Origin of the sequence: Alkalihalobacillus sp. TS-13, from assembly GCF_019720915.1 — a bacterium.
Classification (GTDB): Bacteria; Bacillota; Bacilli; order Bacillales; family Fictibacillaceae; genus Pseudalkalibacillus.
The window spans coordinates 2396081-2407674 of sequence record NZ_JAHKSI010000001.1 but is presented as its reverse complement, the minus strand read 5'-3'; the positions used below and the strand labels follow the sequence as shown (position 1 = coordinate 2407674).

Here is an 11594-nt window from a genome sequence, read left to right as displayed (position 1 = left end):
TTTTCAAATGGATCTGAATATCCTCATCCTCGTAATCCTTATCGTGATTATCTTGTTCTTTTTTGCTGCTCCATGTTCGCTTATCCTGTATTTGTGGTGGACCGATCAGAAGCAGAAGGAACATGCTGTGTTACGGAACTTTCCTATTCTCGGCAAGATGAGGTATATATTAGAAAAGATGGGTCCCGAGCTCAGACAATATTTATTTCTGAATGATAATGAAGGGATGCCTTTCTCTAGAAGGGAATTCAAGAATACAGTAATAGCCGGGAAATACAAATTCCGGATGCTCGGTTTCGGTTCAGAACGCGACTTTACAAAAGAAGGTTTTTATATCAGGAATACCATGTTTCCTAAACAGAGGAATGAACTGAGGACAGATAATGACGATAAGGTGAAAACGAAAATCTATCAGATTGATAAGGATAATTTGTTTTTACGTAAAGAATATAGGGAAGATATCAAGGCTGCCCCCTTTTTATTGGACGAAGAGGATTCTCCTGTCATCGGTGAAAGGACATCCCGGAACCCTTTTAAAGTAAGAGGTCTGGTAGGCCAGTCCGCCATGAGCTTCGGATCGCTCGGTGATCGGGCTCTTACTGCTTTATCCATAGGCTTGTCCCGAGCCAAAGGTACATGGATGAACACCGGGGAAGGAGGACTTTCTGAATATCATTTGAAAGGCGGCGTCGATATCATTTGCCAAATAGGTCCCGGACTCTTTGGGGTACGTACCAAAGATGGAAAGTTTTCCTGGGAAGAATTCAAAAAGAAGAGTGACCTTAAAGAGGTGAAAGCATTTGAACTGAAACTGGCCCAGGGCGGAAAAACACGAGGGGGACATGTGGATGGTTCCAAGGTGACTCCTGAAATTGCTGAAATCCGCAATGTAGAACCTTGGCAATCCATTGACAGCCCTAACCGCTTTAAAGAATTCGGGAATAACAAGGAAATGCTAGACTTCATAAACGAATTGAGGGATGTAGGTGGTAAACCAGTAGGCATCAAAATGGTAGTGGGAAATACGGATGACTTTGAGCGTCTGGTCGCATATATGGCCGAAACGGGGAAACACCCTGACTTCATCACGGTTGATGGAGGCGAGGGCGGAACAGGGGCATCCTACCAAGAACTTGCTGATTCGACCGGTATTCCGATAAAAACAGCTCTCCCCTTCGTTCACGATACATTAGAAAGATACGGTATCCGTGCTAAAGTGAAGATTTTTGCATCTGGTAAGCTTCTAACCCCTGACAAAGTGGCTATAGCGTTAAGTTTAGGTGCTGATTTTGTCAATATCGCCAGAGGACTAATGTTTTCCGTTGGATGTATCCAAGCACAAGTATGTCACACGAATAACTGTCCAGTTGGTGTCGCCACCACAGACCCGAAGCTTCAAGAAGCATTGATCATAGAAGAGAAGTCATATAGGGTATGTAACTACATTTTATCCTTACGGGAGGGGCTCTTCCATTTGGCAGCTTCTTGTGGTATTGACACACCGACTAAGTTTACAAGGAATCACATTGTTTACAAGAATCAAAATGGACGGATGATCTCCATGGATGATACGGAATTTATCGACCAGCGTCTACAGACCACCAATACCATGCGTTGACATGAATTGTCGATCTTCTTGCAACAAAGATCGACCCTCTCCTTTTACCTTTTTACGAAAAATAACCATTCAATTGACGAATTTTCTGGAACAAAGTACAATACAATATGTGAACAACTTTTGGATATATTAACAATACATTACCCAGTAATATACAATGGGGCATTAGCTCAGCTGGGAGAGCGCTTCGCTGGCAGCGAAGAGGTCAGCGGTTCGAGCCCGCTATGCTCCACCAATAAAAATTAATGAAGATGTTTATAAGTAGTCGCTCCCGTTTTGGAAGCGGCTTTTTAGTATATTCATTTTATTGATGACCAGGAAATCTACTAGATTTACTCTTACTCCACTTGTTTTTTACAATTGTTTGCGGTAACTGCCAGGGGTTTTACCTGTCATTTTTTTAAAAGCTTTAGAGAAATGCTGTGCATCGGCAAATCCACAGAACTCGGCAATCTGATGAAGCTTTAACGGGCTGTTTAGCAGCAGTTCTTCAGCATGTTCAATCCTTAATTGGAGTAAATACTGATAAGGAGATTTTCCGAAATGTTCTCGAAAAAGAGTCGAAAAACGTGAAGGAGATAACCTGGCTCGTTTGGCCATGTCCCCAATGGTAATATTTTCAGACAAACGAAAGGAGAAATAGGAAGTGATCCAATTAAAATCTTCTGGTGCTACATGGCCAGGGGGTCTATATTTTCCGTATTGCTTCATAATGGAATGGATCAATTCACTTCCTAAATTTTGCGCTTCAATTAATCCCAGTGTATCACCGGATTGCCAAAGCCCAATCATTTTCAGGAAGGAGTCTCGAAATTGAATAGGCTGTTCCGGTTTAAAATGTACTGGGATCTGTAATTCAGCAAAATCATTCAGTTTCGGCTGCATGAAAGGTTCAAACTCCGAAATGTTCGTCTGTCCTGCTTTTGTCGGAAAGCTTTGTTCTCTATGTTGATTATAAAAAAAGTCCAAATGAGCAAACGGCGTAATCGTTTTTGTCGTTCCTTTCAGCGTAACCAATTCATTGGGCTGGACTAAACAAAAATTTCCTTCTGACAAGAAATAATCCTTCCCCTCCACATTAAATACACATTTACCTTCTTGGATATATACCAGCAAATAATCGAGGAGTCTTCTTTCAAGCATCGACCAAGGCTTTCTTACTGCATAATCAGCTTCTCTGATAAAAGGAACAATCGGATGTTTAGCGATAAATTGATGTAAAGGCTGTCTCACAAGCACACCTCTTAATTAGGAGATATAGTCGTTTTAGACAATGATTATAGCATGATTTGATAATGTAACCTATAAGATTTTTGTATAAAATTAGAAAAGGTTAAACAATTATGGGAGTGATGTAAAAGTGGGGACAGTGATAATTGACAATAGAGGGATACCGCCGTTGGCAGGTATTTGCAGTTATGGATCAGCTTTGAAAGAAGGATATAGTGTAGGACGTAATGTAGATTTGCTGAGACGTTATAACTATGTGAAGAAAACCGTGCATCAAGTTTACAATGCACACCTCGCAAGGACACCTGAATGGGAAGTGAAATGCGCCTTCAGTTACCACTTGTGGTTAGAGGCCGAACATTGCGCAGATATTCGTAAGAGAGTTTCTGAAATGAGAGAGCCTCCTCTCAAATTAGATGAAATTCCTGACCAAAAATTAAAAAAATTGCTTGATGAGGTTATACGAGCGGAAGATACATTGGAATTATTAGTTAGCATCTATCAAGTTATTAAACCAGAAATCATAAAGGCGATGAAAAAGCACCTTGATGAGTCGAATCCGATGGCTGATCAACCTACATATCGTCTTTTAAAGATCATCTTGATGGAAGAAGAGGAAATGCTCAAATGGGGAGAAACAGCCATATCCGCTTTAATTCAGGATGAAGAACAAGAAGCAAGGGCGAAAAGCTGGGTAAAACACTTAACAGCATTTCTTCAATTCGCAGGCGGTATTACAGGAGAAACACCCGACGAAACAGTAGATCTTCCGGATCCGAGGGCTGACGGTAAGGAGTATGAAATGGATGCGGTACCACAACGGGATGGACGCTTTACAGACAACTTTAATCAATCTGCTTTAATTGATGACTATTTTCAGGATTCATCAAGAAGCTTGGATGAAAGAACGTATGCGTTATTATACAAACGTTTACGTGAAATGGATGTTCCAGAATGGATGGCGCCAATCATTTTCAAAACAAAGGATCAGTCTTGGGATTATTACGTGGATATGAGCAGACAATTATGGGATGAAGCAAGACATGCAATGTTAGGGGAAATTGGACTATATCAAGCAGGTGTTCCTTTCTATAAGTACCCTGTTGATCTTAAATCATCGATGTCGCTTAATATACATTTTGATCCCCTTGAGGCGCATTTGATACTTTGGGCGATCGAGCAAGGATTGATGCCTAAAAAAACCGGAAAGCAGTGGGAATGGGAAATCGCCACCCAATCTGAAAACAAACTGGCAGCTATAATCCAGGATTATGACTGGGCTGATGAAGTGCTCCATACTCAAATCGGAAGAAAGTGGCTGGTTCCCCAATATGGTGGATTAGAGAAAGCGAAGGCGGAAATCGGACCCTCCATGAGAAAATGGGGGGAAACTCAGAAAAAATATCGTAATATGTCCAAGCAAGAAGAATGGTGGACGAAGTTTATGGAAGAGGTACAGCGTAACAAAGCGTTAAATCGATAGTTAGAAGATGAAAGCAGTGGGGCAGTCCTTAAAACAATAGTGTCAGACACCATAACACAACATTTTGTATCATTCTCAAAATGTTGTTAAAAACAGTGAAAGCCAGATGGTCTATGGCTCACATAACACATTAGGTCTGAGTGCGAATCTGCATGTTGAACTTATATTTACCGTTCGTTTCGACATTCATTTCTTTAATTACAAGTCTATTTCGGTGGTGTCTTTATGGATTATAGTCTTATGCAAACGGGGCAGAAAACAATGACCTATGAATGGGCTGGATTAATAGGTGATAGTTTTGACCTTATACCTGTGTACCCATGGATTCCGTTCGCACCAATCTTATTCTTTGCACTAACCTGTATATCACAGTTAATTGTTATTAGGTTTCGTGAGACTTTATTAGATAAATCTACTCCATTTAAACGAAGCATTAGGAGTATAGAACAAAATGAGAAACCGAGAAGAATTGAAAAAGAATCTTTTCATGCACTATAACGGGAGTTTGGGAGATATTGCAGGGGGAGATTTTTTCACTGCACCTCCTTTGCTTTCATCGGACGATTCATTAGCCTTCATCACCTTCAATATAGTTGTGAAGGAGTGAGGAAACTGTTTGATCTCCGGATATTTAAAAAAGGGACAGAACCACATTGGTTTCTGTCCCTGAATTATTCTACATTGCTGCTTCGACGTTCTGTTTTTGTTTTTGTGATTTTTTCATGAAGATGAAGACCGTCACCGATAAGAGGGCAAAGAGGATCAGATAAGCCAGCAGGATTGACATATTTGTCACCGCTGCTCCCCAATCACCCAATGTAATGACCGATTTGAATCCTTCAATTGAGTAGGTGAAAGGTAAGAATTCGCTCAAGGCTCGCAGGTTTTCCGGCAGCATTTCTCTCGGCAGATTCGCTCCTGTGATCGAAAGTTGCAGGATCACGAATGCGAGAGCGATAAATCGTCCGATGTTCCCAGCCGCTGCAGCAAGGAATAGAACGATGGCGGAAAAAACGATGCTGACAACAATAGTGAACAAAACGAGTCCAAGCGGATTAGCAACATTCATTTTTAGTATGAAAAACACGGTCATTAGTAATAAGACTGCTTGGAAAAGTGAAAGTATTGTCAGATTCATGAACTTGACGGTAAACCAGCTGATGCTTGAAACATCTGCAGGTCTTTTGAAATTGATGAACATCGACATGATCAGGATTCCGACAAATAGCCCTAATGTAAGAACATATGGTGCCGTCGAGTCACGGTAATACTCATAATCGTTGACCGTATCACTTGCAAGTTGGACGGGGGATGAGAACATCTGAGCATTTTCTTCCCCCGTGTTCAAACCACTTGTTTTATCAGCGCCTTCCTTTAAACCGGAAGCAAGTTCTTCACTGCCATCATCGACTTTTCCAGCTCCGTCCTCGAGTTTGGCCGCGCCAGTGGACAGTTTCTTCCATCCCTCATCTACCGCAGCATTTCCTTCAGCAATACGTCCAGCACCATTATCAAGTTTTGAAACCCCGGTGATCAGTTCTTGCCAGCCAGTTTCGACTTTGGCGTTCCCATCTGCAATTTGCCCAGCCCCATTTTCTAATTTCTTTTGCCCAGCTACTAGTTGATTCAAACCGTTATGAAGCTGAACCGTACCAGGGACGACTTTATTATCAATCCCATCTGCAACTTTTACGGCTCCATCGCTTAGTTTACCGGATTTGGTGGTCAAGCTTTCCAGACCAGCAGCTAATTTCTCGGCACCTGCGATGATTTGATCGTAGGACTCTGCATAAGGAGGTAGCTTGGTAGATGGATTTGCATCACCAAATTTTTTCAAGCCTTGTTCTAACTCTTTCGCACCAGTAGCCAGTTTACCTGCCCCATCTTTTAGACGGATCGTTCCATCGGCAACTCCTCTGGCACCTGGAGCCAAATTACTTGCTACGCCATTCTTGAGTTCCTCGCTTCCGGCCTCAGCTTTTTGCAATCCGGCCAAAAGCTGTTTTGACCCATCATGCAATTCTTGAGAACCGTCCGCTAGTTTAGAGATGTCCCCTGATTTTCCTTCCAATTTGCTTAATAGAAGGGCTGTTCCGTCTTTCAATTCTTGTGTACCATTCGCTAATTTCGTAATATCCGATTGTTTGGAAGTGACTGAGTTTAAAAGCTCCTGTGTTCCATTATGTAGCTGCGTCGTTCCGTCCGATAGCCGGGCAGATCCGTCTGCTGCTCTTCCAAACCCATCGGAAACATCATCTAAACTGGAAAAAACCTTTGCGGTGTAATTTTGTGTAATCGTGTCGGCTAGTTGCTCACGAATACGTTGCGTGGCAGTTTCCGTAACTTTGGACGCAAGAAAGTTCATCCCCTCATTCTGGATGTATTCAAGCTCCAGTTTCCTTGGATCCGGTTCCATGACGGTGGTCACACGTTGGGATAAGTCTTCAGGGATGATGATCGCCATATAGTAGTCATTCTTCTGAAGGCCTCTCATAGCATCGGTTGAACTGACAAATTCCCAGCCTAAGTCTTTTCCTTCTTTCATATTCGCTACTAATTGGTCTCCAACATTGATCGGTTCACCCTCAGAGATTGCGCCTTGATCATTGTTGACGACAGCAACAGGCAGATTATCGAGGTTGTCATAGGGACCCCAGGTAGCTGAAAGGAGTATGCCCCCATAAACGACAGGCACGAGTAAAGCAGCAATGACGGAAACTAGAATCCCCTTGTGAGCAGCAATTTTCGAAAACTCAGCGGAAAGTAATTTGAAAATATTCATTCCGATACCTCCAATGTGTAGTAAACGCTTCCAAAGAAATGAATGAGTACCCATTCATTTTTGTTAATAATCATAATATTCTAAAAAAATAAAAGTTTCTAGTACCTGCGCGATAATCACACACATCGTACTAGCACCTGTACAACAAAAGTAGTATATCAAGATATTATTTCCATTTTGTGAAGGGAAAGTGGCTGTGCGCTGATAAAAAAAGTTGTAGAGTGATTTATAGTATAGTTGTAGGGATTTCTGGAATTATCGAAAAATTTCTGGGAAAAATGCAAAAATTTCTAGGATTATAGAAATGATTCAGGATGGGAAAAAGAAGATTTGTTCAAATCCTAACGGGTTCCGTTTTTGGGTGCCTAACCTAAAAAATGACATTGATTTACTTTCAGGGTTTCTCAAAGATTTAATGAGCAAATGTTTCATTGGATAACAGGTATTGTACGATCCAGGGAGGTTGTCAAAATGTATGCTGATTGTGCTGCGATTTTTGATGTCATTTTTCTTTGGCAGCTCTTTCTTGTGGTAAAATAAGGATGGATAAATGAATATTGTAATTCCGTTAAGGGTCAGCATTAACGGAGTAAATGGATTCTGAAGTCATTCTATAGAAGGGTAGTACTCTTGTATAATTTAACCACTATTAAAAAGATTTTTACCCAATTATTGTTTCTCACGAAAAGGTGAAAACGTAGTAATTCGGGAAGAAGTCCATATCTCAAGAAAAGGGAGTAAACAAAATGAAGAAACAAGTGCTATTCATTCATAGTGCAGGAGTACAGGGTCTTCATCAAGGAAGTAACGATCTGATAGGATATTTAAAGGAGATGCTCGGTGATGAATACAACTTGTTAATTCCCAAAATGCCTAATCCAGAAAATCCTGAGTATACGCTTTGGAAAGGTCAGCTTAACGTAGTATTCGCTGAATTAGAAGGGGAGATAATTCTCATTGGTCATTCTTTGGGTGGGTCAGTTCTGTTGAAATATCTTTCCGAGAAAGCTTTGAAACAATCCATTTCCGGATTGTTTATGATTGCATCCCCATTTTGGGGTAAGGACGATGATTGGCAGGTCGAGGAATATTTATTGCCAGATAATTTTGCTTCAAATTTCTCTCAGAAATCGGAGATGTTCTTCTATCACAGCTGTGACGATGAAATAGTCCATCTTCACACCTTGGACACTACAAAGAAAAGCTTCCACAGGCAATTACCCGAACACTTGATGGTGATGAACATTACTTCATTAATGGATTGCCTGAACTTGTAAATGATATAAAAGAATTATAATTTGGTGTTTTGTTTAGTTGAACGATCTGCAGCAATAGGGAGGCGAATCCTGCACAAAGGATCGCTCTTATTACATAAGAAAAGGGGCAGGAGTGTGGAATAAGGAAATGTAAAGAGGGATATTCTTGGACAAAAAGGATTTAAGGCAATTACAACACTATTTAATCATAAGGTTTTGATAATGGTATTTCCCAAATCATTGTGGTTATTACTACTCCAGCAATCATTGACGCAAGTCCACCGGCTCTATTAACCTTTTTCCAAAAGAATACAGCTAGTAGAGCTGGGGTGAGTCCCGCGCCATACACGGTGTATGCAGAACCGATAAGACAGTTGGAAAATAACTAATTAAGAGATAAGCAAAAGCCCCGAGGACTATGATGAAATTTTAGCAGCTGTTTATCACTTGCCTCTTTATTAATGTATTTGCCAACAATATCGTAGGTCACGTTCGTTGCTGCGGATAACAAGTATGAATTACCTGAGGTTACAATAATCGTATGAGGGGAGAAAGCAAATGAACCTAGAACTGATGGATATTTTTCGCATGGAATATGACTTTAGTTGGGATACTGAGACCTGGTTTTTACCTTTAGAATCTGCTCTTGAGGGTTTAAATTCCACAGATGCAAGCTGGCAGCCCCCAGGAGGAGGGAATACAATTTGGCAAACTGTGAATCATCTAAATTATTACAACGCCCTACTTGTTAGACAAATCAATGACACAACGCCTAGAAAAAAGGCATCTAATAACAAGGCTACATTTGGAGATATCGGGGAACCAGCAGATTCTAAATGGAAGGCAGTCCTGGCAGAGAATACATTTGGAGATATCGGGGACCCAGCAGATTCTGAAAAATGGAAGGCAGTCTTGGCAGAAACACGCGTAATTTGTGAAAATTTACGTAAATCACTGGCACAAGTTAATGACAGTCAGCTGGAAGAGGAACTTGTTGGGGGTCTGGCTCGTCAAATTTTGCACAACGTATACCATATAGGGCAAATTGTATTAATTCGCAAACAACAAGGCTCTTGGCCAAAGGAGCGAGAATAATTTGTATATTCCGCTATAGGGCGCAATTCTAAAGTATTGGGTTGCGCTCGTTATTCCATTATAGGGGAGCTTTAATTGGAATAAGAAGAAAATAAAAATCGCTTTCTGCATAGACAAAAGACTCGTCAATAACGAGTCTTTTTTTATATACTCTATGCCAGTTTCAATGTCAAAACGTGTGTCATTATGTCGTTATTTTTGATTTCGCACCTCTAAACGGAACCCTTTATTCAAATCCCAAGCTTCTTTTCTTATAGGCTTTTTTATACTTTATTGTTGGTTTTGGCGAAATTTATTCCCCCTTAGCGGGCGATCGGGTAAGCCTCCTCGCGAGTGTCTCGCCTGGCTCGCTTTTCCCGCAGGAGTGTTGCAAATTTCACTTCAATCAAACTTAGTCAGTAACCAACAGTATATTTAACAAAACCTTCTTATAAAACTATTCTTCTTCCACAATCTCGAAGTTCTTCATCATTTCACTGAGGCGTACGCCGTGTCCTTCTTCTGCTTCGAGGAAGTAGCGTTGGTGGAAGATGTATGAGCCACCGTCTTCATCTGGGATGACGAAGTATCGGTTGATGACACTGTCCCAGTTGTTGCCGTTTAATGTACGAGCGGTTTGGGAATCAATCGGATAGTCGGTTTGTTCAAAAGTAAAGCCGTGTTCTGCTTCCAACTGGCTAATTGTATCTTCAACAGATTGCTCTTTTTTTCTGATGATCTTCATGAACACTTCAGGGTATTGTTCTGGCAGCGGTTCTTTTGTTGTGATAATATCGTAATCTTCGTGTTTTTCCATCTTGTAACGCTCTTCATCTACATAGATGACATATCCGTGTTCAATACTATCGTTTAGAGAAGCTGTTCCTTCTTCTTCAGTACCTTCGATTGGAATATTCACTTCTTTTTCTGGTGCGAACCATTCTTTTACTTTATCGACGAGAGCGTATCCTGGTGTGGTATTCAAAAGACCGATGGCGAGCAGTACAGCTGCTGCTACCGTTGCTGCGAACCCGATCCATTTTGATTTTTTCTTTTTTGGCGTGACGAAATCCAGCTCATCTTCAATCGATTTCCACGTTTTTTCTTTTTCTAGTTCGTTTATTTCATATTCCTGCTTCAATTTTGCCTCCAACATATCATCAAACTTGCTCTTGTCCATGGTAATCTCCCCTTAATTCTTCTCTCAGCAGCTTGCGAGCTTGAAAAAGCCTTGATTTCACAGCACCGATACTGATTTCAAGTACTGACGACATTTCTTTTTCAGTCAAGCCTTCCACATATTTCAGCACGAGTGCTTCTCGATGGTCTTCTTTCAATTTTTCCATCGCTTCATCAAGGATTTCATTATCAGTGGCAGGTTGAGTTGCCTTGTCCTCATATGCGCTTTGCGGAACTTGATCGATATCGGTTTCAGGTTTGCGTTTGCTGATCAAGCGGCGGACTTCGTTTGTCAAAATGCGGTAAAACCACGGTTTGAAAGGTTTAGAATCATTATAAGTATGAATGCCTTTGTAAACACGGATGAAGGTTTCCTGTACTGCATCTGAGGCGTCAGATTCATTTTTCAACATCGACATCGACGCTCTCATCGCTGCTTGATAATACTCGTCGTATAAGGCTCGGAAAGCTTTTCTGTCGCCTTTTTTTATCTTTTTTATCGTTTTTTTATCCAACTGGGATCTCCCCTTTTTTCTTTCTCATATGTAATACCTTTGTACCATAGGAAAAGTTTTAAAAGCTATAAATTATTTTATATAATGGCTTTCGTTTTGCAGGGATACGAACTCACACCGGGAAAAAGAGAAGTGCAGAAAATTCACAGACATGAGGTTCGTTAATTATGCATTTAACAGTTGATTTACCACCATTTAGGTGAAATAGGGTCTCAGGTGTCCGGTATTTTTTTAATCGGATCGATTTTGAAAAATAATGTCTTTAATGACGATTAATGGTAATTCTGCAAAGGAAAGTTGTTCGTAACAATGTGGTATGTGCAAAGTTTGTGATAAAAGCGATAGGGAGGGTGGCTTGGGGAGAGAGGAACGAAAAAAGTTTCCCCCACGATCTATTATGTATAGAAAGCAGGGGAATCCTGTGTAGTCCGGCACTGGGATAGATGCCGGACGTAAT

At 40.9% G+C, this 11594-nt stretch carries 9 protein-coding genes and 1 tRNA gene; 6 read left to right on the top strand and 4 right to left on the bottom strand.

What is annotated here, in order from left to right; genetic code table 11:
• Positions 1-7: 7 nt before the first annotated feature.
• Both KOL94_RS11770 and KOL94_RS11765 read left to right on the top strand, forming a co-directional pair.
• Positions 8-1618 (top strand): FMN-binding glutamate synthase family protein, encoded by a 1611-nt coding sequence (locus tag KOL94_RS11770; protein ID WP_221566610.1) that lies wholly within the window; start codon positions 8-10, stop codon positions 1616-1618.
• Between the two features lie 159 nt (positions 1619-1777).
• Positions 1778-1853, top strand: a tRNA-Ala gene (locus tag KOL94_RS11765).
• Positions 1854-1972: 119 nt separating this feature from the next.
• On the opposite strand, the gene KOL94_RS11760 is transcribed toward KOL94_RS11765, so the two are convergent.
• Complete coding sequence (locus tag KOL94_RS11760) at positions 1973-2851, bottom strand: AraC family transcriptional regulator (protein WP_311775134.1); 879 nt, start codon at positions 2849-2851, stop codon at positions 1973-1975.
• Positions 2852-2978: 127 nt separating this feature from the next.
• On the opposite strand from KOL94_RS11760, the gene KOL94_RS11755 reads away from it, so the two are divergent.
• Complete coding sequence (locus tag KOL94_RS11755; RefSeq protein WP_221566609.1) at positions 2979-4331, top strand: hypothetical protein; 1353 nt, start codon at positions 2979-2981, stop codon at positions 4329-4331.
• 451 nt (positions 4332-4782) lie between these two features.
• Complete coding sequence (locus KOL94_RS11750) at positions 4783-4938, top strand: hypothetical protein (protein ID WP_221566608.1); 156 nt, start codon at positions 4783-4785, stop codon at positions 4936-4938.
• Positions 4939-5007: 69 nt separating this feature from the next.
• On the opposite strand, the gene KOL94_RS11745 is transcribed toward KOL94_RS11750, so the two are convergent.
• Complete coding sequence (locus tag KOL94_RS11745; RefSeq protein ID WP_221566607.1) at positions 5008-7113, bottom strand: YhgE/Pip domain-containing protein; 2106 nt, start codon at positions 7111-7113, stop codon at positions 5008-5010.
• A gap of 746 nt (positions 7114-7859) precedes the next feature.
• Here KOL94_RS11745 and KOL94_RS11740 point away from each other — a divergent pair.
• Together KOL94_RS11740 and KOL94_RS11735 are read left to right on the top strand one after the other, a co-directional pair.
• Complete coding sequence (locus KOL94_RS11740) at positions 7860-8390, top strand: alpha/beta hydrolase (protein ID WP_260412295.1); 531 nt, start codon at positions 7860-7862, stop codon at positions 8388-8390.
• 537 nt (positions 8391-8927) lie between these two features.
• Entirely contained in the window at positions 8928-9464 is a 537-nt protein-coding gene (locus KOL94_RS11735) for a DinB family protein (RefSeq protein ID WP_221566606.1), read from the top strand.
• 436 nt (positions 9465-9900) lie between these two features.
• On the opposite strand, the gene KOL94_RS11730 is transcribed toward KOL94_RS11735, so the two are convergent.
• A complete protein-coding gene (locus KOL94_RS11730; protein ID WP_221566605.1) occupies positions 9901-10623 on the bottom strand; it encodes a hypothetical protein in 723 nt (240 codons plus the stop codon).
• A complete protein-coding gene (locus KOL94_RS11725; protein WP_221566604.1) occupies positions 10604-11137 on the bottom strand; it encodes an RNA polymerase sigma factor in 534 nt (177 codons plus the stop codon). Before KOL94_RS11725 ends, KOL94_RS11730 begins: the two co-directional genes overlap by 20 nt.
• Between the last annotated feature and the right edge of the window lie 457 nt (positions 11138-11594).

What these genes read in the sequence shown, in the direction of transcription:
- KOL94_RS11735 (WP_221566606.1), top strand. Translation starts at nt 8,928, where the DNA reads ATGAACCTAGAACTGATGGATATTTTTCGCATGGAATATGACTTTAGT.
- KOL94_RS11745 (WP_221566607.1), bottom strand. Translation starts at nt 7,113, where the DNA reads ATGAATATTTTCAAATTACTTTCCGCTGAGTTTTCGAAAATTGCTGCT.
- KOL94_RS11730 (WP_221566605.1), bottom strand. Translation starts at nt 10,623, where the DNA reads ATGGACAAGAGCAAGTTTGATGATATGTTGGAGGCAAAATTGAAGCAG.
- KOL94_RS11740 (WP_260412295.1), top strand. Translation starts at nt 7,860, where the DNA reads ATGAAGAAACAAGTGCTATTCATTCATAGTGCAGGAGTACAGGGTCTT.
- KOL94_RS11770 (WP_221566610.1), top strand. Translation starts at nt 8, where the DNA reads ATGGATCTGAATATCCTCATCCTCGTAATCCTTATCGTGATTATCTTG.
- KOL94_RS11750 (WP_221566608.1), top strand. Translation starts at nt 4,783, where the DNA reads ATGAGAAACCGAGAAGAATTGAAAAAGAATCTTTTCATGCACTATAAC.